Source organism: Streptomyces sp. NPDC024698, from assembly GCF_055559015.1.
The window spans coordinates 1-22,825 of sequence record NZ_JBVHLK010000030.1 but is presented as its reverse complement, the minus strand read 5'-3'; the positions used below and the strand labels follow the sequence as shown (position 1 = coordinate 22,825).

Here is a 22,825-nt window from a genome sequence, read left to right as displayed (position 1 = left end):
CACTCCCGAACACCCCCATATCCCCAGGGAGATCGCGTGCGCATGACCATGCTCAGACGTTCCAGACACCGTTTCCTCGCCCTGCTGGGCACGGCCGCGCTGGCCCTCGCCGGCGCGGTCGCCCTGCCGGGCACGGCCCAGGCGGCCAACATCCTGTCCAACCCCGGATTCGAGACCGGCAGCCTCTCCCCCTGGTCCTGCACCGGCAATCTGGGCTCGATCGTCTCCAGCCCCGTGCACGGAGGCTCCAAAGCCCTTGCGGGGGCGGCGAGTTCGAGCGACAACGCACAGTGCACCCAGACCGTCTCGGTCCAGCCGAACACGACGTACAGCCTCTCCGGCTGGGTGCGCGGCAGCTATGTCTACCTCGGTGTGGACGGCGGTGCCTCGACCTGGACGACGTCCCCCTCGGCGTACAGCCAGCTCACCGTCCCCTTCACCACCGGCGCCTCGCAGACCAGCGCCAAGATCTACGTCCACGGCTGGTACGCGCAGGGCACCTACTACGCCGACGACGTCAGCCTGGACGGGCCCGGTGGCGGTGGCGGCGGGACCGACACCCAGGCACCGACCGCGCCCACCGGCCTGACCTCCACCGGCAAGAGTTCCTCCAGCGTGTCCCTGTCGTGGGGCGCGTCGAGCGACAACGTCGGTGTCAGCGCGTACGACATCTACAGCGGCTCCACCAACGTGCTCAGCGTGTCGGGCACGAGTGCCACGGTCAGCGGGCTGTCCGCGAGCACCGCCTACTCGTTCACCGTCAAGGCGCGGGACGCGGCCGGCAACACCTCCGCGGCCTCCAACTCCGTGAGCGTCACGACCGACGCGGGCGGCGGTGGCGGCACCGGCTTCAAGCAGGCCGCTCCCTATCTGTACGAGGGCTGGGGCGACCCCCCGAACCCGACCACGGTGATGAGCGCGACCGGGATCAAGTGGTTCACGATGGCGTTCGTGCTGGACTCGGGCGGCTGCACCCCGGCCTGGGACGGCAGCCGGGCACTGACCGGCGGCGTCGACCAGAGCGCCATCAACCAGATCCGCTCCGCGGGCGGTGACATCGTCCCGTCGTTCGGCGGCTGGCAGGGCAGCAAGCTCGGCGCCAACTGCTCCTCGGCGAGCGCGCTCGCTGGTGCGCTCCAGAAGGTGATCTCGGCCTACGGGCTCAAGGCCATCGACATGGACATCGAGAACACCGACGAATTCGAGAACGAGGCCGTCCAGGCCAGGATCCTGACCGCGCTGAAGACCGTCAAGGCCAACAACCCCGGCCTGAAGACGATCGTCACCTTCGGCACCTCGACGACCGGCCCGACCTACTACGGCAACCGGCTGATCGAGCAGGCGCAGTCCCTGAACGCGAACATCGACGTCTTCACCATCATGCCGTTCGACTTCGGCGGCGGCTCCGACATGTACGGCAACACCGTCAACGCCGCCGAGGGGCTGAAGACCAAGCTGAAGTCGACCTTCGGCTGGGACGACGCCACGGCGTACTCGCACATCGGCATCTCCGGCATGAACGGTCTGTCCGACCAGCAGGAGAACACGACCCCGGCCATCTGGACCTCGATCCGTGACTGGGCCAACTCCCACCACATCGCCCGCCTCGCCTACTGGTCGGTCAACCGCGACCGGTCCTGCCCCGGGGGCGGCGTGGTGAGCAACTGCTCCGGCATCAGCCAGAGCACCTGGCAGTTCACGTCGATCACGGCCGGCTTCACGGGCTGACGTCGACGGGAGCGAACCAAAGACGGTGGGCCGCCCGGGACTTGATCCGGGCGGCCCACCGCCGCGCGCACGTGAGCCGGTTACCGGTGGCCGGTCGCCGGAGCGTCAGCCGTCGGACTCCGACGACGGGAGGTAGGCGCCGGGCACGTCCTTGGGCGCGAAGACCTTGTGCTCGCCCGGGTACGGCTTGGTCCACCCGTGCGTCTGGTACCAGGTGAAGTGGTTCATCTGCGCGGGGTTGGCGAAGTCGGGAATGGCGTTGGGTCCGGTCAGCCGCTGGTGCGACTTCCAGGTGTCCCACTGCGCGGCGAGCGCCCGCTTGTCCGCCGGCACCTTCGCCGACGGCACGGGCGCCGCGGCCGGGTCCTGCGGGGCCGGGGTGTCCGCACCGCAGGAGGGCGGGGTCTTGAGGCCGTCGGTCAGCGAGGTCCGGTTGGGCAGCGCCGTGAACGGCGTGAGGTCCGGGTGCCCGGTGAAGGCGGCGCGCAGAGGGGAGGCCGCGCTGTCCTTCTGGTTCATGGGGTGGACGCCGAGGATCTGCTCGATGGTCCGGATGAGCCCTATCTGCGAGTAGTAGTGGCTGTCGACGACGCCGTGCCGGGCCCAGGGGCTGATGATCTGGATCGGGGCACGGTGGCCGTCGACGTGGTCGAGACCGGCCTGGGAGTCGTCCTCGACGACGAAGACCGCCGAGTCCTTCCAGTACCTGCTGTGCGAGATCTCGTCGACGATCCTGCCGGTCGCGAGGTCGTTGTCCGCCACCTGGGCGGCCGCGTTCACCGGACCGCCGGTGTGGTCGCTGGAGAGCCAGAACATGTTCAGGCCCGCCGGCCCGTTCTTCTCGAAGTCACGCTTCCAGATCTGCTCCCGGTAGATGTCCGGGATGCTGGTGTCGAACTTCGGGAAGCCGTGCACGGACACGTCGTTGAGCGAGGGGATCGGCGAGGACGAGTCCAGTGCGTACGCGGTGTCCTGGCCCGTCGATGCCATGTTCCTGGCGTCGCAGTACAGGTTCTGCCAGCTGGCGTCGGCCGGCTTGGTGAGGAACTGCTGGAACTCACCGAAGTCCCGCGCCGAGTTGCCCGCCGCCTGCGCTCCGGTCCACAGTAATCCCGTCCGCTGGTGGCCGAGGGCGTCGTCCTCGGTGTCGTAACTGCGCGCGTACTCACCGGCCGAGGACTCGGTGTACTCCGGATCGTCCGCCTGCATCAGCCAGTTGTGGCCCTCGGCGGAGTTCGTCCCGATGTCGTACATGTTGTCGTAGAGCCCGAACTGCCTGGCCAGGGCGTGCTGGTTGGGCGTCACGTTCTCGCCGAACTGCGCCAGCGACGGATCGCCGTCGCCCTCGGGGACGTCCCCGAGGACCTGGTCGTAGGTGCGGTTCTCCTTCACGATCAGGAAGACGTGTTTGATCGTCGAGGGGTCGCCGAGCCGCTGCGGGACGGGAACCGGCTTGGCGTGGCTGCCGCCCCTGGACCGGGCGACCGAACCGGCCGTCCAGCCGTTCTGGCGGAAGACCTTGGCCGTCTGGGCCCGCACGACGCTGTCGTCGGGCAGGGTGAACCGCTGCACGCTCGACGTCGTGTCGTGAGTGCCGTGCCCGGCGGCGGTGGTGGTCCGGCGGGCGTCGACGCCACGGGTGTTGGAGACCACGACGTCCTTGCCGACGGCGGAGATCTCCGCGGGGAAGTAGTCCGTCGGGAGCAGGCCGATGTAGCGGACCGGATCCTGCGGTGACCGGTACCGGTAGACGGCCACGGCGTCGGCGCGGCCGAGCGTCACCAGCAGATGACCGTCGTCGGTGAGCGTGACCGCGTCGGGCTCGTAGCCCACGGAGGCCTCCGGCCACGGCTGGGTCGCGATGGTCTGGACGACCTTGTTCCTGGCCGTGTCGATGACCGACACGTCGTTGGTGGCGGTGTCGGTGACGAACAGCGCCCGGCCCTTGGCGTACAGGGCGGTCGGGTGCAGTCCGACGGGGATGCTCGCGACGGCGGCGGCCGGGTCCGCCAGGTCGATGACACTGACGGTGCCGGTGGTGGTGGCCGCGGTGACCGGGTCGGCCGGTACCTGGGTGCCGTACGAGTTGATCGTGGTGTCGCCGGCCCGCGCGGGGCGCCCGCCCTCGTCGCTGACGTAGAGCCTGTCACCGACCTGGGCCATGCCGCGCGGGGCGTTGCCCACGTTCCAGCTCTGCCGGACGGTCCCGGTGGCTGTGTCGATGGCGACCACCCTGTTCTGTCCGTTGACCGCGGAGTACACGGTGGAGCCGTCGGGCGAGAAGACCGCCGCGCCCACGAGCGCGTGCTTGGCCCCGTCCGCGGCGATCGGGACGAACACGGGGTCGGTGACGCCGCCGTCGGCGTTCACGGTGAACCGGGTGTACCCGTCGGTCTGGCCGAGCCAGAGCTGTGAGCCGTCGGGCGAGTAGGTCGGCCCTTCCTGGCCCACGCTGTTGCCGCTGATGCGCGGGACGGAGGACGCGGCACTGCTGACGAGCTGCTGCACCTTCCAGCTCTTCAGGTCGACGATCGACAGGGCGCTTCCGCCGTCGGTGAGCGAGGCCGCGAGGTGGGTGCCGTCCGGGCTGACCGAGGACGACATGATCTTGCCGTTCTGGAGGACGAGCCGCTCGCCGTACGGGGCGATGTACTGGTCGCTGGAGATGACCTGCCCGTGGTCGGTGACCTGGCCGACCTGGTCGGTGCCGAACTGGTGCGTCTGGGCGAAGGCGACCCCGGCGGCGACGAGGGCGAGGGCGGTGGTGCCCGCCGTGACCAGCGGTATCCGTCCACCGGTGAGTCCGCCGAACGGGCTCGCTCGTCCGGTGAGTCCCCCGAGGGGGCCCGACCGTCCCTTCCCCTCACTCCGTTCACTCCGTCGGCGACGCGTTACCTGCATGGAGTCATCCCTTCGAGGCGGCGAGCAGGTCGACGTCACCGTCGAACTGCCAGAGCGGGTTGGGTGCGTCCCCGGTCGGCGTGCGGACCAGGAAGTAGCCGTTCACCTCCTTCGGTCCGTCGCCGTCGGCCATGAACCGGCCGTCCGGGCTGATGTCGAGCTGGTAGACGGCCGTGCCCACGGCGTCGACGCCGGGCAGGTGCCAGGAGACGACACAGCGCCAGTCGTTGCCCGGCCCCTCGGCCGCGACCTTGACGCTGCCCTTGTCGCAGTCGGCGGTGACCCTCAGCTGCGCCTCCGTGACGGCGGGACGGTTGAGCTGACGGGTCTGGAGCCGGTAGAGGTGCGCGAACGCCGTCGCGGCCGAGCGCTGCACCTTGTCCTGTTCGATCCCGGAGCCGGTGGCCCCGGTGGCGGTGCCGACGGCCAGGGCCGTGACGGCCGTCAGCGCGACGAGCGGCAGGAGTCCGGCGGTGACCGCGCCGCGGCCCGGGCCGTCGTGGGCCGTGTCGGTGAAGTCCCGCCGCATGAAGAGGAGATAGGCCGACACCGTCGCGGTCAGCGCCCACGCCAGACTGACCGCGATGCCGATCAGGAGCGGGCCCGGCTGGGCGGGGGCGGTGAAGAGGCCGCACCAGGCGATGAAGGCGTAGCTGGGCAGGGCGAGGCGTACGGCGACGGGCAGCGGCATCATCTGGGCGAGCTGCATCGCGAGGGCGACGAGCGCGGGGAGCAGCAGTCCCATCGGGGACCGTCCGAGCGTGATGGAGCCGAGCAGTCCCACGGCGGCCAGGGCCAGGGTCGGGGCGAGGACGCAGGCCCAGGCCAGCAGGACCTTTCCGGCGGCGTCCGCCGGTGTCAGCAGATGGCCGTCGAGGCCGACGAGCGGCTGGTCGCCGACCGCCACGGCCCCGCCGGCCGAGCTGGAGGCGACCAGTCCGGCCACGAGCAGCAGGAGGACCGTGAGGCCCGCCAGTGCCTTCGCGGCGAAGATCCGGCGCGGTGACCGTACCGCCACGAGCAGATGGCGCCAGGTGCCGAGCCGGTCCTCGGCGGCGAACACGTCACCGGCGACGACCGAGGTCAGCAGCGGGAGCGCCCAGGTGCCCGCGAAACCGAGCGTCACCAGTGCCCCGGCCCACCCGGTGGCGTGCATCCAGCGGCCGAAGAGCGTGTCGACGGGCAGCGTGCTCTGGCGGCTGACCGCGGCGACGAAGAGCGCGGGCACGATCCAGCAGGCGAGGACCAGCAGGCGGATCCGCCACTGCGAGACGAGTTTGACGAGTTCGAAGCGGTAGACGCGGGCGACCGGGATCCGGGGGACGGCGGCGCCGTCCTCGTCCGGGTCCCGGGCGTCGACTCCGGCGTCCTTGGCTCCGGCGTCCTTGGCGGTGGTCGCGGTCATCCGCCGTTCTCCTTCCGCTCGGTGAGGGCGAGGAACGCGGCTTCGAGGGGCGACACCACGGGGGCGAGCTCGCGCAGCGCGATGCCCGCGCCGACGAGCCGTGCCACCAGTTCGTCGACGGCAGGCACGAGCGCCCGTACGACGAGCGGGTCGGTGTCGTGCCGGGGAGCCGCGCCGTCGACGATCCGGACCCCGGCCGTGGCGAGGGCCAGCGGGCGGGCGGCCGCCGGGTCCGAGGTGAGCAGCCGGTAGTCGAGTTCACGGTTCTCGGCGGCCAGTTCGCTCAGCGGGCCGGAGAACACGGCCCTTCCCGTCGCGAGGATGGTGACCTCGGTGCACAGGGCCTGGAGGTCGTCCATGCGATGGCTGGAGAGGACGACCGCGGTCCCGTTCTCGGCTAGCCGGTCGAGGACGCCGTGCACATGGCGTTTGCCCGCCGGGTCGAGGCCGTTGGAGGGTTCGTCCAGCACGAGCAGCCGGGGTCGGGTGAGCAGGGCTGCGGCGAGGCCGAGCCGCTGCCGCATGCCCAGGGAGTAGCCGCGGGCCTGGTCGTCGGCGACATCGGTCAGCCCGACCTGGTGGAGCACCTCGTCGACACCGGCCGCCCGCGCGCTCCGGCCGTGGAGCGCGGCCAGGGCGGCGAGGTTCTGCCGGGCGGTGAGCGAGGGGTAGAGGCCCGGCCCGTCGACGAAGCCGGCGACTCCGCCGGGGGCGGCGAGCGCCCGTCCGATCGGGGTGCCGAGGATCTCCAGACGGCCTTCGTCGGCGACGGCCAGGCCCAGCAGCAGACCGAGCAGGGTCGTCTTGCCGGCGCCGTTCGGTCCGGCCAGGCCGTGGATCCGACCCCGTGCCACGTCCAGATCGACGCCGTCGAGTGCCACGACGTCCCCGAAGCACTTGGTGATCCCACGAGCCCGGACGGCGAGAGGTCTGTCCATGTGTCCCTTCCTTCGCGGCACTCGACGCACTCGGAGCACACAGGGACCTTAGGGAAGCTACACAACGCGGGCACAGACCCTCGGCTGAACACGCAGGAAACGGATCGTCAAGGCGTCGGCAAGTCCGGTGCGCAAAGCGGGTGTCATCGGGAGGGACCCGGGCGGTGCCCGGGTGCGCCGGGTCCGGCCCGGGGGTGGTCTAGTTCAGATAGGCGAGACCGGGGTGCACGGCCGTGTAGCCGTCGACGAGTGCGCGCGCCACGCCGACCGAGTCGACGAGCGGGTGCAGGGCGAAGGCCTTCACCGCGGTCGTACGGGAGCCCGACTCGGCGGCGGAGAGCACCTCACGCTCCACCGCCTTGACCGCGCACACCAGTCCGGCGGCATGGCCCGGCAGCGGGTCGACGGCCACGGGGTGCGCGCCGTTGGCGTCGATCAGGCAGGGCACCTCGATGACGGCCTCGGCGTCGAGGACACCGAGGGTGCCGCGGTTGCGGACGTTGAGGATCAGGGTGGTGCGTTCGTCGCGGGCGATGGCCCGCATCAGGGCGAGCGCCACCTTCTCGTAGCCCCCCGAGAGGTCGTCCTCCTCGCGTTCGCCGGCACCGGCGGCGTCGCGGTTCTCCGCCATGTACGTGGCCTCGCGCTCGGCCCGCGTGCGTTCCCATGCGGACAGGGCCGAGGCGTCAGGGCGCCTCATCTCCTCGTAGAAACCCGCCTGTTGGTCGCGCAGGAACGCGCCGCGTGTCTTCTCGGCCCGTTGGTAGGCGCGTACGGTCTCGCGGTTGAAGTAGTAGTAGTGCAGGTACTCGTTGGGGACGGCGCCGAGGGACCGGAGCCACTCGGGGCCGAAGAGCCGGCCCTCCTCGAAGGAGCCGAGCAGGGCGGGGTCGGCGAGCAGCCGCGGGAGTTCGTCGCGGCCCGCGATCCGCAGGCCGCGTACCCAGCCGAGGTGGTTGAGCCCGACGTAGTCGATCCACGCCTCGCGCGGGTCGGCGCCGAGGACCCTGGCGATGCGGCGGCCGAGGCCGACCGGCGAGTCGCAGATGCCGATCACCCGGTCGCCGAGGTGGCGGGACATGGCCTCGGTGACCAGTCCTGCCGGGTTGGTGAAGTTGATGACCCAGGCGTCGGGTGCGAGCCGGGCCACCCGCCGGGCGATGTCCACGGCGACGGGCACGGTGCGCAGGCCGTACGCGATACCGCCGGCGCCGACCGTCTCCTGCCCGAGGACGCCCTCGGCCAGGGCGACACGCTCGTCCGCCGCACGCCCTTCCAGGCCGCCGACACGGATGGCGGAGAAGACGAAGTCGGCGCCGCGCAGGGCCTCGTCGAGGTCGGTGGTGACGGTCACCTCCGGCGCGCCCGGGTCCCCGGCCGCCTGCTCGGCCAGGACCCGGGCCACGGCCGAGAGCCGTCCCGCGTCCAGGTCGTGCAGCACGACACGGGTGACGCGGCCCTCGGCCCGGTCGCCGAGGAGTGCCCCGTACACGAGCGGGACACGGAATCCGCCGCCGCCCAGAATGGTCAGCCTCACGCAAGTACCACCTTCGCAGTTCGTCCGGGGACACGGGCCGCTCGGCACATGTCCTTCAGGGAGCAGGGTGCCATCGCGTGCCCCGGCGATTGTCGCCGTCGGGCCCGTGCGGCAGGGTGGGTCCCGACGCCCGGACCGCCCCGCCCGGGGTCAGGCCGCAGGAGGCCGGTCATGGCAGGCCGAGAGCGCACCGCCCGCTCCGCTTCCGGCCGCCTCCTCGCCGTTCTCGCCGCCTTCGACCACGCGCACACGGCGCTGTCCCCGGCGGACATCAGCCGCCGGGCCGGCCTCAGCCTCAGCACCGCGCACCGGCTGGTGGCCGCGCTGACCGGGTGGGGCGCTCTGGAGCGGGACGTGAACGGCGTCTACCACGTGGGCCTGCGGCTGTGGGAGCTCGCGGCGCCGGCCCCGCGCGGCCTCGCGCTGCGCCAGATCGCCCTGCCGTTCCTGGAGGACCTGTACGAAGCGACGCACGAGAACGTGCAGTTGGCGGTCATGGACGGGTCCGAGGTCGTCTACACCGAGTGGATCGCGGGGCGTTCGTCGGTGGGTGTGCCTATTCAGGTGGGCGCCCGCTGGCCGCTGCACGCGACGGGGGTCGGGCTCGCGCTGCTCGCGCACGCGCGGCCCGCCTTCCAGGAGGACTACTGCGCCGGGCCGTTGGCCGCGTACACCCCGTACACGATCACGGATCCCGTTCGTCTGCGCCGTGCCCTGGCCGAAGTCCGCCGTACCGGTGTGGCGGTGAGCAGCCGTCAGATCACCGACGACGCCCTGTCGGTGGCCTCGCCGGTGCGGGGCCCGAACGGTTCGGTCGTCGCGGCCGTGTCCCTCGTCGTGCCCCATGTCGAGTCCCGGGTACCGGCGTTGATCCCGGCGGTACGCCTGGCGGCCCGGGGCATCTCCCGCGCCCTGGGCTGGCGTCCGGCGGCCCAGGAGGAGCCGGGAGCTCAGGAGGAGTCGGGAGCCCAGGGGAAGCCGGGAGCCCGTCCCACGTCTTCGGGCGAACCTCAGGCCTGCCCCGGCGTCCCTCAGTCGCACAGTGCCGCCAGCAGGCGCCGGTCGCGGGGCGCGTGGCCCCGGTCGAGCCGGGTGTCCAGCAGGTGGCGGGCCGCCTCGGAGCGGCCCGCCGCGACCAGGGCGTACAGCAGGGTCTCCTCGACGACCTCGCGCTGGGCCGCGCTGCCGCCGACCCGGCCGAGGACGGGCAGCACCTCTTCGAGACCGTGGGCCGCCGCGTGGAAGCGCTCCTCGACGAGGGCGGCAAGGGCCTCGCAGAGCGGGACGACGACCTCGCGCTGCACCGGGTCGGCGCCGGCGGCGTGGTCGCGCAGCCGGCGCAGTGCCGCGAGATCACCGGCGGCGGTGAGCGCGACGGCGGCGTGCAGCGCGGTGAAGGCCGTCGCGGGCCGTTCCACGATCTCGCGGGCGACGCTGTCGAGCACGTCCGTCGCGGGTACCGGCCCCCGCCAGCTGTCGCTGAGCCGGGCCCGCCACAGCAGCGACCCCGAGTCGACCAGGGCGCGTACGCCGGTCACGCGCCCCGGAGCGAGCTGGGCGAACCAGCGCCTGCGCACGGCGGCGGGATCGTCCAGGGCCAGTTCGTGCAGGGCGATGTGCCAGGAGAAGTGGGCACGGTGGACGGCGCCCCGCCCGTGCCCGGACACCCAGGCGTCCAGCCAGTCGCGGCCCTTCTCGTGGGCCCCCGACTCGTAGTGGACGTGGGCGAGGGCGTGCACGGCGTGTCCGGCCGCGGGCTCGTCGGCGAGCGCGCGTCCGGCCAGTTCGGCGGCCTCCTCGTGGCGGCCCTGGTCCTGGCGCAGGAAGGCGAGGAGCGAGACCGGGAACCAGTGGCCGTCGTAGGCGGGCGCGGCGCGTTCGACCAGGCTCGACGCGTACGTCGTGTCGAGGTCGTGGACGCCCGAGAAGGCGATGGTGGGCACGGCCGCGGCGAGCGCAAGCGCGTCGGCGGGGTGGGCGGCCAGATGTCCGAGCAGGGCGCGGGACCCGTCGTCGGGTCCCTCGCCGAGCACGCGGCGGACGACCACGTCGACGAAGGAGCGTTCGCGCTCGTCGGCCCGTTCCCGGGCGCAGCGCCGCGCGTCGGCGAGCGCCCGGGGTACGTCGACGTCGGCGCCGCATTCGTGGCCGAGCAGGGCGAGGGCCGCGTGCCCGAGCGCGAAGCCGGGGTCGAGGGCGACGGCGCGCGCGAAGGCGTCCTCGGCGCCGGCCCTGACCTTGAGGACCCGTTCGAGGCCGGTGCGGTGGGCGGCGGCGGCCTCGGCGTGGGTGGACAGTGGGAGTCCGTGGGCGTCGAGCGGCCGTCGGCGCGTGGGGCGTGGCCGCGGTGCCAGGGGCGCGAGCAGCCGCTCGGCCAGTTCGGCGGCCTGGACGCGGATCTCGGGGATCGCCGTGGTCTCCCAGAGTTCACCGCGGCGCGGGGCGCCGAGGGTGAACACCGGTAGTCCGGGGCCGCCTTCGGAGTCGAGGAGCCGGCCGTCACGGGTCGCGACGCCGAGGCCGAGCGGTCCCGGCACGGCGGCACCCGCAGTGAACAGCGAGCGCCACAGCGGATCTTCGGGGCGCGGCCCGGGTCCGGTGCAGTCGATCACCCAACCGGCCTCGATACAGGACCCGTTGGTGAGAATGAGCAGTTGGGAGCCGTCAGGACCGGGGACGGCTTCGGCGATCCTGCCGGTGTGCACGCGCAGGCGCCGGGCCGTGCGGGCGCGGTCCAGGGATTCGGCGGTGGTCGGCGCCATCCGGTGCCGGTGGGTGTTCCAGAGCGCGCCCTCGCTCCGCAGGAAGTCCTCGCGTTCCTCCGGTGTGAGGCTGCGCCACAGACGCGCGGTGTGCGGGCGCAGGCTGTCGAGGGCGGGACGCCAGTCGCCGTGGGCGCGCACGGAGCAGCCGATGTGGCGGTAGACGGTCCGGCGCAGCGTGGACAGGGTCGGCGCGTCGAGCCCCGCGGGCGCGGCCATCGCCGGTGCGGGGCTGAGCGCGTGCGGCTGCGGCAGCAGGCCGGTCCGGGAGAGGGCGTGCACGGTGCGTCCTGGACGGTCGAGGGTGAGCGCGAGGTCGACCGCGGTGAGTCCGGTGCCCACCAGCAGGACGTCGTCGCCCGCTCCCTCCGGCGGGTCGCCGGCGAGCGGTCCGTCGAGCGCTCCCGGGGCCCAGGGCGAGCGGATGAAGCGTTCGGAGGTACGGAGCCGGTGCGGGGCCCAGTCTCCCGTCGTGGCGGCCGGTCCGGTGGCGAGGACCACGCTGTCGGCCGTCAGGCGGTTCCCGTCGGCGAGCCGCAGCTCCAGCCCGCCGCCGGGGCCGGGGGCGCAGGCCTCGGCCCTGGTCCGCAGCCGCCGTACGGTGACGACGCCGTGGGCGTGGACGATCGCCCGGGCCAGGGTGTCGGCGAGGTAGGCGCCATAGCGGTAGCGGGTGGCGAAGTCGGTTCCCCTGACGGTGGGTTCGCCGTGCCCGCACAGCCAGCGGGTGAAGTGGCCGGGGTCGTCGGGATAGCAGCTCATGCCGCCCGCGGGCACGTTCAGCCGGTGCCGGGGATCGGTCGTGGCGTACGCGGTGCCGCGCCCGGCTTCGGGGGCGGGGTCGACCAGGAAAAGACCGAGGCGGGTACGGCGGCGGGTCGCCGTCTCGCACAGCTGCACGGCGGTGAGCGTGCCGGCGGCGCCCGCTCCGACGATGGCCACGGTGTGCCGCTGACGGGCTGGATTCACGGATTCCTCCGGCGTGGTGTGTCACGGATCCGGCGAGCGGAACGTCTCCCGAGAACTCAGGAATCGCACAGGACGTTTCACCATCTGTTCATCAACCCGGCCGACCCGGCAACCGTGGATTCAGGCCTTCCCGCCGTACCTCCTCACCGGAATCTCAGGTGGGGGACGCCGGATTCAAAGAATCAACCCAGGAAAGTCCCGCAGGATGCTCCCGCAGTGGTGGTGAGTGAAAAACCGAGGAAAGGCGTTCCGTGGGCGTCCCCGACATAGCGAATGGGCCCGAGACCGCAGCGCGGGAACCGGGAGGAACACGGCCGCGCGCGCAACGTCCGGCCTGGTCACGGCGGGGCGTCCTCGCGGCCTTCGGGGCCGCCGCACCGGCCCTCGCGCTGAGCGGCTGCGGCGCTCCGGCGGGCGCCGCCGATGGGGAGGACGTGGCGGCGGCCACGGCTACCGGGACCGGGACGAGGGCTAAGGCGCAGGTGAGGAAGCCGACGGTCACGGTCTCCCCCGCCAACGGCACGAAGAAGGCAGGCTTCACCGCTCCCGTCGTGGTCTCGGTGGCGGACGGCACGCTGTCGTCGGTCGAGGTGTCGGGCAACGACGGTTCCGCTCTGGCCGGATCCTTCAGCGACGACCGCACCCACTGGACCTCTTCCAGGAATCCGTACTCGGGCACCAAATACACGGTCACGGCCAAGGCGACGGGTGGCGTCGAACGCACCGCCACGTTCGTCACGAAGTCCCCGGGCGAGACGTTCGCCGGCTATTTCACGCCCGAGGCGAATTCGACGTCCGGGGTCGGCATGCCCGTGTCGATCAACTTCACGAAGGCCGTGACGGACCGGGCCGCGGTGGAAAAGGCCATCACGGTGACGGCCGAACCGGCGGTCGAGGTGGTGGGCCACTGGTTCGGGAACACCCGGCTCGATTTCCGTCCCGCGCACTACTGGGCGGCGGGCACCAGGATCACGCTGAGCCTGCGCCTCAAGGACGTCGAGGGCGGGGACGGCGTCTACGGCGTCCAGTCCAAGGACGTCACCTTCCACATCGGCCGCCGCCAGGTGAGCACCGTGGACCTCGCGAGGAAGACCATGACGGTCGAGCGGGACGGGACCGCGTTCGCCACCTATCCGGTCACCGGCGGCGCGCCGGAGCACACCACGTGGTCCGGGATCATGGTGATCAGCGAGCGGTTCGAGCAGACGCGGATGCAGTCCTCGACGGTCGGGCTCGGCGACGAGTACGACATCGCGGACGTGCCGCACGCCCAGCGCCTGACCACCTCGGGCACCTTCATCCACGGCAACTACTGGGCCGCGCCGTCGGTGTTCGGGAGCAGCAACACCAGCCACGGCTGCGTCGGCCTGCACGACACCAAGGGCGCGAACGACGGCTCCGTACCGGGCTACCGGTTCTACGGGAGTTCGATGCTCGGTGATGTCGTGGTACTGGAGAACACCGGCGAGCGGACCGTCGAAGCGTCGAACGGACTGAACGGCTGGAACCTGTCGTGGGCCGACTGGAAGGCCGGCAGCGCTCTTTGAGGGATGTTCCCGATGAACGGACTTCAACTGCCTTCCCCGGCACGCTCATCGGGACTTCTCCCTTACTTCACGGCGTGAACTCCCGCGCCACGAAAGGACTTTCTCGGCTTCACCTCTTGACGACCGGAGTGACAGAGAGCACATTGGCCGCGCACCTTCGTTGAGAGCGCTCTCAAAGTCCCGTGGGAGCGCTCTCACACCCCCACCCGCGCACCCCACACTCCGTACGCGAAGAGGCATCCATGAGTGAAACCTCCGGCACACCCAGACGCGGCTCCGTCCGGCGCGTGCTCGTCGCCGTGCTCGGCACGCTGAGCCTGGCGGCGGCCGCCGCGACCGCGGCGACCCTGCCCGCGAACGCGTCCGCCCCCACACCCCCCACCGGCTGGACCCAGGTCTTCGCCGACGACTTCACCGGGGCGGCCGGCAGCGGCGTCAACACCGCCGACTGGCAGTACACGACGGGCACCAGCTACCCCGGCGGGCCCGCCAACTTCGGCACCGGCGAGGTCGAGACGATGACCTCGAGCACCAGCAACGTGGCCCTGGACGGCAACGGCGACCTGCTGATCACCCCACGCCGTGACGCCTCGGGCAACTGGACCTCGGGCCGCATCGAGACCACCCGCACCGACTTCCAGCCCCCCGCCGGCGGCAAGCTGCGCATGGAGGCGCGGCTCCAGATGCCGAACGTGACCGGCGCCGCCGCCAAGGGCTACTGGCCCGCCTTCTGGGCGCTGGGCGCGCCCTACCGCGGCAACTACCAGAACTGGCCGGGCGTCGGCGAGCTGGACATCATGGAGAACGTCCAGGGCCTCAACACCGAGTGGGCCACGATGCACTGCGGCACCAGCCCGGGCGGCCCGTGCAACGAGACCAGCGGCATCGGCAACAACACCCCCTGTACGGGGACGACCTGTCAGGCAGGCTTCCACACCTACGCGATGGAGTGGGACAGGTCGACCAGCCCCGAGGAGATCCGCTTCTACCTCGACGGCGTCAACTTCCACACGGTGAAGGCGAACCAGGTCGACGCGGCGACCTGGGCCAACGCCACCAACCACGGCTACTTCATGATCCTGAACGTCGCGATGGGCGGCGGCTTCCCGGGCGCCTTCGGCGGCGGCCCCGACAGCGGCACGGAGCCGGGTCACCCGCTCGTCGTGGACTACGTCCAGGTGCTCCAGTCGGCCGGCAGTGGCGGAGGCACCACTCCCCCGCCCACCGGCAACCGTGACGCGTACAGCGCCATCCAGGCCGAGTCCTACGACAGCCAGAGCGGTGTCGTGAGCGAGACCACCACGGACACCGGCGGCGGCCAGGACATCGGCACGATCGCGAACGGCGACTACGCGGTGTACAAGGGCGTCAACTTCGGTTCCTCGGCGGCCACCCAGTTCTACGGCCGGGTCGCGAGCGGTGCGGCGGGCGGGGTCAGCGGGCTGGTCGAGGTGCGCCTCGACAGCCGTACGAGCGCACCGGTCGCGAGCTTCGCGCTGGCCAACACCGGTGGCTGGCAGTCCTGGAGAACCGTGCCCGCGAACATGAGCTCCGTGACCGGAACCCATGACGTCTATCTGACCTTCACCAGCGGCCAGCCCGCCGACTTCGTGAACGTCAACTGGTTCGACTTCGGTCACTGACCGTCGTACCGACCGGGCGTCGCGGGACGCCCGGGCACACCGAGCGGGGCGGACCCACGAGGTCCGCCCCGCTCGGCGCGTTCCGTCCCGCGCTTCCGCCCGGGTCAGCGCAGTTCGGCGCGGAAGGCCACCGGGGTGGAGCCCGTGTGCTGGTGGAAGAACTTCGAGAAGTTGGCCGAGTCGGGGAAACCGACGGCGGCCCCGATGCGCCCGATCGGCATGTCCGTGTGGGCGAGCAGTCGTTTCGCCTCCAGGACGACCCGCTTGTCGATGAACCCCTTGGGCGTCTCGCCGGTGGCGGCGCGCACCGCGCGCACCAGGGTGCGCCGCGAGTATCCGAGGGCGTCCGCGTAGGCGCTGACGCTGTGGTTGACGGCGAAGTCCTTCTCGACCGCGTCCCGGAAGCGGGTGAACGTGGTGTCCCTGTGCTCGTGCGCCGCCTCGGCGGAACTCGCCGCGAGATGGGCCAGGCGCAGCAGGAACGCGGTGAGCGAGTGCCGCAGCACCGCAGTGTGCAGGCTGAGCGGCAGGGTGGTCGTGTCGACGTACTCGCGCTCCAACTGGGTGAGCGAGTGCTCCAGGGCGTCGAGCCGGGCCGGGTCGGGGCGCAGCAGCGGCGGCAGGTCGTAGCGGTAGAGGCCGGTCGCCTCGACGGTCGCTCGGGGCAGGAACCCTGGCTGCATGGTCAGGACGGTCCCGCGATAGGGGTCGGTGCTGGAGAAGCGGTGCACCTGGCCGGGGCGGATCCACAGGAGGTCGCCCGCGCGGGCCTCGTACTCGGCGAAGTCGATCATGTGCCGTACGGGTCCCTCGTGGAAGAGCATCACGACGTGGAAGTCGATGCGGTGCACGCGTTCCAGCGGGGCGTCCGCGTGCCAGGTGCGCCCGGCGCCCATCGCGCCGACCTGCATGCCCACGCCGGACAGGCTCAGATCGGCCGGGAAGGGAAAGGTCCTGATCCCGTCCTGGGGGCCTTCACCGCCGGTGCCGCCTTGGGTGGTTCTGTCGTTCATGTCCTTCTCGCGTCGGCTCGCCACGGCTCCATGTGTCCCACTTTCACCGAAGGCTGACACACGGGCACCTTCCCCATTAAAAGTCTGACTTTTAGGTTTGAACACAAAGACCTAGCCGCAGCACATCCAGTGAGGACTTCTTGAAGATGAGTACGCAGAGCTCCGACGGATTCAGCTGGACCGAGCTCGACCGCCGCGCCGTCGACACGGCCCGCCTTCTGGCCGCCGACGCCGTGCAGAAGGTCGGCAACGGCCATCCCGGAACGGCGATGAGCCTGGCCCCAGCGGCGTACACGCTCTTCCAGAAGGTCATGCGGCACGACCCGGCCGACCCGGAGTGGACCGGACGCGACCGCTTCGTCCTCTCCCCCGGCCACACCTCGCTGACGCTCTACACCCAGCTCTTCCTGTCAGGTTATGAACTCGGCCTCGACGATCTGAAGGCGTTCCGCACGCAGGGGTCCAAGACGCCCGGTCACCCCGAGTACGGGCACACCGCCGGTGTGGAGACCACGACCGGCCCGCTCGGCCAGGGCGCGGCCAACGCGGTGGGCATGGCGATGGCCGCCCGCTACGAGCGCGGTCTGTTCGACCCGGAGGCCGCCGAGGGCACGTCCCCGTTCGACCACACCATCTGGGCGATCGTCTCCGACGGCGACCTGGAGGAGGGCATCTCGGCGGAGGCCTCCTCGCTCGCCGGCCACCAGAAGCTCGGCAACCTCGTCTTCCTCTACGACGACAACCACATCTCCATCGAGGGCGACACGGCGACCGCGTTCTCCGAGGACGTCCTGAAGCGCTACGAGGCGTACGGCTGGCACGTGCAGCGCGTCGAGCCCACGCCCGACGGCGACACCGACGTCCCCGCCCTGTACACCGCGCTCAAGGAGGCGCAGGCCGAGACCGGGCGTCCCTCCATCATCGCGATGCGCACGATCATCGCCTGGCCCGCCCCGAACGCGCGCAACACCGAGGCCTCGCACGGCTCGGCGCTCGGCGCCGAGGAGATCGCCGCCACCAAGCGGATCCTGGGCTTCGACCCGGAGCGCACCTTCCAGGTCGACGCCGAGGTGCTGGCCCACGCCCGCCAGGCCCTGGACCGGGGCGCCGAGGCGCACGCCGACTGGGACAAGCGCGTCGGCGTCTGGCGCACCGAACGGCCCGAGAACGCGGAGCTCTTCGACCGGATCGTCGCCGGCCAGCTCCCCGAGGGCTGGGAGAGCGCGCTGCCGGTGTTCGAGGAGGGCAAAAGCGTCGCCACCCGCGCCGCCTCCGGCACGGTCCTCCAGGCCCTCGGTGCCGTGCTCCCCGAGCTGTGGGGCGGCTCCGCCGACCTTGCCGGCTCGAACAACACCACGATCGACAGGACCAGCTCGTTCCTCCCGGCGGACAACCCGCTGCCGGAGGCGAACCCGTACGGCCGCACGATCCACTTCGGCATCCGCGAGCACTCCATGGCCGCGGAGATGAACGGCATCGCGCTGCACGGCAACACCCGCATTTACGGCGGCACCTTCCTGGTGTTCTCCGACTACATGCGCAACGCCGTCCGCCTCTCCGCGCTGATGCAGCTCCCGGTGACGTACGTGTGGACGCACGACTCGATCGGCCTCGGCGAGGACGGCCCCACCCACCAGCCGGTCGAACACCTCGCCTCGCTGCGCGCCATCCCCGGCCTCAACATCGTCCGCCCGGCCGACGCCAACGAGACGGCCGTCGCCTGGGCCGAGATCCTCAAGCGGCACGCCACGAACCCGGCCCCGCACGGGCTGGCCCTCACCCGCCAGGGCGTGCCGACCTACCCGGCCAACCCCGATGCGGCGCGCGGCGGTTACGTCCTGCGGGACGCCTCCACCGGCACCCCGGACGTCGTCCTCATCGCGACCGGCTCCGAGGTGCAGCTCGCCGTCGCGGCGCGCGAGCTGCTGGAGGCCGAGGGGGTCGGCACCCGCGTGGTGTCGATGCCGTCCGTCGAGTGGTTCGAGGAGCAGTCACCCGAGTACCGGGCGAGCGTCCTCCCGCCCTCCGTGCGGGCCCGCGTGGCGGTCGAGGCCGGGATCGGCCTGACCTGGTACCGGTACGTCGGTGACGCGGGGCGGATCGTCTCGCTGGAGCACTTCGGCGCCTCGGCCGACGCCGGGACCCTGTTCGCCGAGTTCGGCTTCACCGCCGACAACGTCGCCGCCGCCGCTCGGGCCGCGCTCGACTCAACGACTGACACTGCCGCCCTGCGCGGTTGATCCGTTCGCACGAAGGAAGATGATCACTGTGACCGAAGCAACCGCGACCGCGGTACCTCTTGAGCGCCTCTCCGGCGAAGGCGTCTCCATCTGGCTCGACGACCTCTCCCGCAAGCGCATCGAGTCCGGCAACCTGGCCGAACTCGTCGCGACACGGCACGTGGTGGGCGTGACCACCAACCCGTCCATCTTCCAGGCCGCCATCGGCTCCGGCGAGGGGTACGAGCAGCAGCTGGCCGACCTCGCGGTCCGCGGGGTGACGGTCGACGAGGCCGTCCGCATGATGACGACGGCGGACGTGCGCGCCGCCGCGGACATCCTGCGCCCGGTGTTCGAGGCGACCGAGGGCCGTGACGGCCGGGTCTCCATCGAGGTCGACCCCCGTCTGGCGCACAACACCACGGCGACGATCGCCGAGGCCAAGCAGCTCGCCTGGCTGGTCGACCGCCCGAACGCGATGATCAAGATCCCGGCGACGAAGGCCGGTCTCCCGGCGATCACCGAGGTCATCGGCCTCGGCATCAGCGTCAACGTCACGCTGATCTTCTCGCTGGAGCGCTACCGCGAGGTCATGGACGCCTATCTGGCGGGCCTGGAGAAGGCGCTGGCCGCCGGCATCGACCTCACCGGCATCCACTCCGTCGCCTCCTTCTTCGTCTCCCGCGTCGACAGCGAGATCGACAAGCGGCTCGCGAAGATCGGCACGGACGACGCGCTCGCGCTCAAGGGCAGGGCGGCACTCGCCAACGCCCGGCTGGCCTACGAGGCGTACGAGGGCGTGTTCGGCGCGGCCGACGGCACCGCGCAGGGCGACGCCCGCTGGACGGCCCTCGCCGCCCACGGCGCCCAGAAGCAGCGTCCCCTGTGGGCCTCCACGGGCGTCAAGGACCCCTCGTACAAGGACACCCTGTACGTCGACGAGCTCGTCGCTCCGGGCACGGTCAACACCATGCCGGAGGGGACGCTGAACGCCACCGCGGACCACGGCGACATCCACGGCGACACGGTGACCGGCGGCTACGACGTGGCCCGCGCCGACCTGGCCGCCGTCGAGGCGCTCGGCATCTCCTACGACGAGGTCGTCGGGCAGCTGGAGGACGAGGGCGTCTCGAAGTTCGAGGCGGCCTGGGAGGACCTTCTCGAAGCGGTGACGGCCTCGCTGCGCGGCAAGGGAGTTGAGGGTGTATGACCGACGGTGAGACGCCTCCCGACGGTGCTCCGCAGAACGCGTCCCCCGCGCCGCAGGGATCCGGTGACCCGGCCGTGGAACCGGGCGGCCTGACGCCCGAGACCCTCGCCGCGGCACTCGGCGTCCCGGTCACCGAGGCCTCCGCGGGCACCACCGGTGTCCCGGCGGCCGAGGCCCTCGCCGCCGCGCTCGGCGTGGCGGCCGACTGGGACAACCCGCTGCGCGACCCGCGCGACCGCCGGCTGCCCCGCATCGCCGGCCCCTCCGGCCTGGTCATCTTCGGTGTCACCGGCGACCTGTCCCGCAAGAAGCTGATGCCGGCCGTGTACGACCTCGCCAACCGGGGTCTGCTGCCGCCGGGCTTCTCGCTCCTCGGGTTCGCCCGTCGCGAGTGGGAGGACCAGGACTTCGCGCAGGTGGTGCACGACTCGGTGCGCGAGCACTCCAGGACCGAGTTCCGCGAGGAGGTCTGGCAGCAGCTCGCCGAAGGCATGCGGTTCATCCCCGGTGACTTCGACGACGACACGGCGTTCAAGCAACTGCGCTCCGCCGTCGATGAGTTGGACGCGTCCCGGGGCACCAGCGGCAACTACGCCTTCTACCTCTCCGTACCGCCGAAGTTCTTCCCGAAGGTGGTGCGGCAGCTCAAGAAGCACGGCCTCGCGAGCGCCCCCGAGGGTTCCTGGCGGCGCGCGGTCATCGAGAAGCCGTTCGGCCGCGACCTGGCGAGCGCCCGCGAGCTGAACCGGATCGTGCACGACGTGTTCGACCCGGACCAGGTGTTCCGGATCGACCACTACCTCGGCAAGGAGACCGTCCAGAACATCCTGGCGCTCCGCTTCGCCAACCAGATGTACGAGCCCGTCTGGAACCGGTCGTACGTCGACCACGTCCAGATCACCATGGCCGAGGACATCGGTATCGGCGGCCGGGCCGGTTACTACGACGGCATCGGCTCCGCCCGTGACGTCATCCAGAACCATCTGCTCCAGCTGATGGCGCTGACCGCCATGGAGGAACCGGCCGCGTTCGACGCCGAGTCGCTGCTCGCCGAGAAGCTCAAGGTCCTCAGGGCCGTGAAGCTGCCGGAGAACCTGGGCGAGCACACCGTGCGCGGCCAGTACGCGGCGAGTTGGCAGGGCGGCGCGAAGGTGCGCGGCTACCTCCAGGAGGACGGCATCGACCCCAGCTCGACGACCGACACCTACGCGGCCGTCAAGCTCCAGGTGGACAACCGCCGTTGGGCCGGTGTTCCGTTCTACCTGCGCACCGGCAAGCGTCTTGGCCGACGCGTCACGGAGATCGCGGTCGTCTTCCAGCGCGCCCCGCACTCCCCGTTCGACTCCACGGCGACCGAGGAACTCGGCGCGAACGCGATCGTCATCCGTGTCCAGCCCGACGAGGGCATGACGGTGCGCTTCGGATCGAAGGTACCGGGTACCTCGATGGAGATCCGGGACGTCACCATGGACTTCGCGTACGGCGAGTCGTTCACCGAGTCCAGCCCGGAGGCGTACGAACGGCTGATCCTGGATGTCCTGCTCGGCGACGCCAATCTCTTCCCCCGTCACCAGGAGGTGGAAGAGTCCTGGAAGATCCTCGACCCGATCGAGGGGTACTGGGAGAGCCACGGCACGCCCGCGCAGTACCCCTCGGGCAGCTGGGGCCCTGAGGAAGCCGACGAGATGCTCGCACGAGACGGACGGAGCTGGCGCAGGCCATGAAGATCGACCTGACCGACACCACGGCAAGCCAAATCAACAAGGCGCTCGTTCGGGGGCGCCGCGCCATCGGCACCCCCGCCGTGGGCATGGTCCTGACGATGGTCATCGTCACCGACGAGGAGAACGCCTACGACTCGATCAAGGCGGCCGAGGAGGCCTCCCGCGAGCACCCCTCGCGGACCCTGGTCGTCATCAGGCGGGTCGCCCGCACCCCGCGCGACCGCACCAACTCCCGTCTGGACGCCGAGGTCCGGGTCGGCTCCGACGCGGGCACCGGCGAGACGGTCGTCCTGCGGACGTACGGAGACGTCTCCGACCACGCCGACTCCGTGGTCCTGCCGCTGCTGCTGCCGGACGCCCCGGTCGTCGTCTGGTGGCCGGTGGACGCTCCCGAGAACCCGGTCAAGGACCCGCTGGGCGCACTCGCCCAGCGCCGGATCACCGACATGTACGCCGTCGAGGAACCCCTCGTGGCACTGGACGCCCGCGCGGCCTCCTACGCGCCGGGCGACACCGACCTGGCGTGGACCCGGCTCACGCCCTGGCGCTCCATGCTGGCCGCGGCCCTGGACCAGGCGCGGGCGAAGGTGATCTCGGCGACGGTCGAGAGCGAGGCGCAGAACCCGAGCGCCGAACTGCTCGCCCGCTGGCTGGAGGCCCGCCTCCAGGTCAGCACCGAGCGTGTCGAGACCGCGGGACCCGTGGTGACCGCCGTCCGGCTCGGCACCGAGAACGGGGAGATCGTCATCGACCGCCCCGAAGGACCGCTGGCCACCCTGTCCCTGCCCGGGCAGCCCTCCCGCACCCTCGCGCTGAAGGTGCGCTCCACCTCCGAGTTGATCGCCGAGGAGCTGCGCCGCCTCGACGCGGACGAGATGTACGCCGTCGCCCTGCGCGGCGAGGCCCCCAAGGAGACCCCCCGTCATGTCTGAGTTCCCCAAGCCCACACGGCGGCCGGAGTGGGTGGCCCTGGAGGACCACCGCGCGACCGCCGTGCTGCATCCGCGGCTGCGCGACCTGTTCGCCGCCGACCCCGGGCGCGCCGAGCGCTATGTCGTCCGGGTCGGCGACCTGCGGATCGACTACTCCAAGCACCTGATCACCGACGAGACCCTGGCCCTGCTCCAGGAACTCGCCGTCGCCACGGACGTGTTCGGGCTGCGGGACGCGATGTTCCGGGGCGAGAAGATCAACGTGACCGAGGACCGGGCGGTGCTGCACACGGCGCT

13 protein-coding genes and 2 pseudogenes are annotated in these 22,825 nt (G+C 71.5%); 9 read left to right on the top strand and 6 right to left on the bottom strand.

Annotated elements, in window-relative coordinates:
* Positions 1–42 precede the first annotated feature (42 nt).
* A complete protein-coding gene (locus ACZ4AA_RS35420; protein WP_467611815.1) occupies positions 43–1,728 on the top strand; it encodes a carbohydrate binding domain-containing protein in 1,686 nt (561 codons plus the stop codon).
* A gap of 105 nt (positions 1,729–1,833) precedes the next feature.
* Here ACZ4AA_RS35420 and ACZ4AA_RS35415 read toward each other — a convergent pair whose 3' ends face one another.
* The 4 genes from ACZ4AA_RS35415 to ACZ4AA_RS35400 all read right to left on the bottom strand — a co-directional run bounded on the left by ACZ4AA_RS35415 (position 1,834) and on the right by ACZ4AA_RS35400 (position 8,509).
* On the bottom strand, positions 1,834–4,629 hold the full coding sequence (locus tag ACZ4AA_RS35415) for a bifunctional YncE family protein/alkaline phosphatase family protein (RefSeq protein ID WP_467611812.1): 2,796 nt from the start codon (positions 4,627–4,629) through the stop codon (positions 1,834–1,836).
* Between the two features lie 4 nt (positions 4,630–4,633).
* Positions 4,634–6,034, bottom strand: a complete 1,401-nt coding sequence (locus ACZ4AA_RS35410; RefSeq protein WP_467611809.1) for an ABC transporter permease — start codon at positions 6,032–6,034, stop codon at positions 4,634–4,636.
* A complete protein-coding gene (locus ACZ4AA_RS35405) occupies positions 6,031–6,972 on the bottom strand; it encodes an ABC transporter ATP-binding protein (RefSeq protein WP_467611806.1) in 942 nt (313 codons plus the stop codon). The genes ACZ4AA_RS35410 and ACZ4AA_RS35405 overlap by 4 nt, the downstream gene beginning before the upstream one ends.
* A gap of 199 nt (positions 6,973–7,171) precedes the next feature.
* On the bottom strand, positions 7,172–8,509 hold the full coding sequence (locus ACZ4AA_RS35400) for a 6-phospho-beta-glucosidase (RefSeq protein ID WP_467611803.1): 1,338 nt from the start codon (positions 8,507–8,509) through the stop codon (positions 7,172–7,174).
* A gap of 171 nt (positions 8,510–8,680) precedes the next feature.
* Between ACZ4AA_RS35400 and ACZ4AA_RS35395 the strand changes: the two are divergent.
* Positions 8,681–9,436, top strand: a pseudogene (locus ACZ4AA_RS35395) (IclR family transcriptional regulator); the annotation flags it as partial.
* A 104-nt stretch (positions 9,437–9,540) separates the two neighbouring features.
* On the opposite strand, the gene ACZ4AA_RS35390 reads toward ACZ4AA_RS35395, so the two are convergent.
* Positions 9,541–12,240: an FAD/NAD(P)-binding protein gene (locus ACZ4AA_RS35390; protein WP_467611800.1), complete on the bottom strand. Its 2,700-nt coding sequence runs from the start codon at positions 12,238–12,240 to the stop codon at positions 9,541–9,543.
* A gap of 389 nt (positions 12,241–12,629) precedes the next feature.
* Between ACZ4AA_RS35390 and ACZ4AA_RS35385 the strand changes: the two genes are divergently transcribed.
* Both ACZ4AA_RS35385 and ACZ4AA_RS35380 read left to right on the top strand, forming a co-directional pair.
* A complete protein-coding gene (locus ACZ4AA_RS35385) occupies positions 12,630–13,787 on the top strand; it encodes a L,D-transpeptidase (RefSeq protein ID WP_467611913.1) in 1,158 nt (385 codons plus the stop codon).
* 242 nt (positions 13,788–14,029) lie between these two features.
* Complete coding sequence (locus ACZ4AA_RS35380) at positions 14,030–15,430, top strand: glycoside hydrolase family 16 protein (protein WP_467611797.1); 1,401 nt, start codon at positions 14,030–14,032, stop codon at positions 15,428–15,430.
* Positions 15,431–15,534: 104 nt separating this feature from the next.
* Here ACZ4AA_RS35380 and ACZ4AA_RS35375 read toward each other — a convergent pair whose 3' ends face one another.
* Complete coding sequence (locus ACZ4AA_RS35375; protein ID WP_467611794.1) at positions 15,535–16,443, bottom strand: helix-turn-helix transcriptional regulator; 909 nt, start codon at positions 16,441–16,443, stop codon at positions 15,535–15,537.
* A 146-nt stretch (positions 16,444–16,589) separates the two neighbouring features.
* Here ACZ4AA_RS35375 and tkt point away from each other — a divergent pair, with 146 nt between their 5' ends.
* From tkt to ACZ4AA_RS35350, 5 genes and pseudogenes are all read left to right on the top strand, one after another.
* Entirely contained in the window at positions 16,590–18,683 is a 2,094-nt protein-coding gene (gene tkt, locus ACZ4AA_RS35370) for a transketolase (RefSeq protein ID WP_467611791.1), read from the top strand.
* Between the two features lie 19 nt (positions 18,684–18,702).
* On the top strand, positions 18,703–19,872 hold the full coding sequence (tal, locus tag ACZ4AA_RS35365) for a transaldolase (RefSeq protein ID WP_467611789.1): 1,170 nt from the start codon (positions 18,703–18,705) through the stop codon (positions 19,870–19,872).
* On the top strand, positions 19,869–21,596 hold the full coding sequence (zwf, locus tag ACZ4AA_RS35360; protein WP_467611786.1) for a glucose-6-phosphate dehydrogenase: 1,728 nt from the start codon (positions 19,869–19,871) through the stop codon (positions 21,594–21,596). Before tal ends, zwf begins: the two co-directional genes overlap by 4 nt.
* Positions 21,593–22,528 (top strand): glucose-6-phosphate dehydrogenase assembly protein OpcA, encoded by a 936-nt coding sequence (gene opcA, locus ACZ4AA_RS35355; protein WP_467611783.1) that lies wholly within the window; start codon positions 21,593–21,595, stop codon positions 22,526–22,528. The genes zwf and opcA overlap by 4 nt, the downstream gene beginning before the upstream one ends.
* Positions 22,521–22,825, top strand: a pseudogene (locus ACZ4AA_RS35350) (glucose-6-phosphate isomerase); the annotation flags it as partial. The gene opcA and the pseudogene ACZ4AA_RS35350, both read left to right, overlap by 8 nt.

Excerpts from the sequence above, each read along its gene's own strand:
- ACZ4AA_RS35410 (WP_467611809.1), bottom strand. The coding sequence starts at position 6,034 with ATGACCGCGACCACCGCCAAGGACGCCGGAGCCAAGGACGCCGGAGTC.
- tkt (WP_467611791.1), top strand. The coding sequence starts at position 16,590 with ATGAGTACGCAGAGCTCCGACGGATTCAGCTGGACCGAGCTCGACCGC.
- ACZ4AA_RS35415 (WP_467611812.1), bottom strand. The coding sequence starts at position 4,629 with ATGCAGGTAACGCGTCGCCGACGGAGTGAACGGAGTGAGGGGAAGGGA.
- tal (WP_467611789.1), top strand. The coding sequence starts at position 18,703 with ATGATCACTGTGACCGAAGCAACCGCGACCGCGGTACCTCTTGAGCGC.
- zwf (WP_467611786.1), top strand. The coding sequence starts at position 19,869 with ATGACCGACGGTGAGACGCCTCCCGACGGTGCTCCGCAGAACGCGTCC.
- ACZ4AA_RS35420 (WP_467611815.1), top strand. The coding sequence starts at position 43 with ATGACCATGCTCAGACGTTCCAGACACCGTTTCCTCGCCCTGCTGGGC.
- ACZ4AA_RS35375 (WP_467611794.1), bottom strand. The coding sequence starts at position 16,443 with ATGAACGACAGAACCACCCAAGGCGGCACCGGCGGTGAAGGCCCCCAG.
- ACZ4AA_RS35380 (WP_467611797.1), top strand. The coding sequence starts at position 14,030 with ATGAGTGAAACCTCCGGCACACCCAGACGCGGCTCCGTCCGGCGCGTG.
- ACZ4AA_RS35405 (WP_467611806.1), bottom strand. The coding sequence starts at position 6,972 with ATGGACAGACCTCTCGCCGTCCGGGCTCGTGGGATCACCAAGTGCTTC.
- opcA (WP_467611783.1), top strand. The coding sequence starts at position 21,593 with ATGAAGATCGACCTGACCGACACCACGGCAAGCCAAATCAACAAGGCG.